At 63.9% G+C, this 341-nt stretch carries 1 protein-coding gene; it reads left to right on the top strand.

Going from position 1 to position 341, the window contains the following annotated elements:
* Positions 1-341 (top strand): biotin/lipoyl-containing protein (locus tag HMPREF3056_RS03830; protein WP_305764481.1); only part of this gene is annotated, 341 nt, incomplete at both ends.

Here is a 341-nt window from a genome sequence, read left to right as displayed (position 1 = left end):
GCTTCTGGTGATGCCACCGACGTGGAAATGCCGGAGCTGGGTGAGTCTGTCACCGAGGGCACCATCACCCAGTGGCTGAAGTCCGTCGGCGACACCGTCGAGGTCGACGAACCGTTGCTCGAGGTCTCCACCGACAAGGTCGACACCGAAATCCCGTCCCCGGTCGCCGGCACCCTCGTTGAAATCCTCGCCGAGGAAGACGACACCGTCGACGTCGGCGCCGTCATCGCCCGCGTCGGCGATGGCTCCGCCGCAGCCTCCGAAAAGCCTGCCGCCAAGGAAGAGGAAAAGAAGGAAGAGCCCAAGGCCGAAGAGAAGAAGGAAGAGCCGAAGGCAGAGGA

Source organism: Corynebacterium sp. HMSC056F09 (genome assembly GCF_001815785.1).
Lineage (GTDB): Bacteria > Actinomycetota > Actinomycetes > Mycobacteriales > Mycobacteriaceae > Corynebacterium > Corynebacterium hiratae.
The sequence above is the reverse complement of the archived record's forward strand: the minus strand, read 5'-3'. Positions and strand labels throughout refer to the sequence as shown.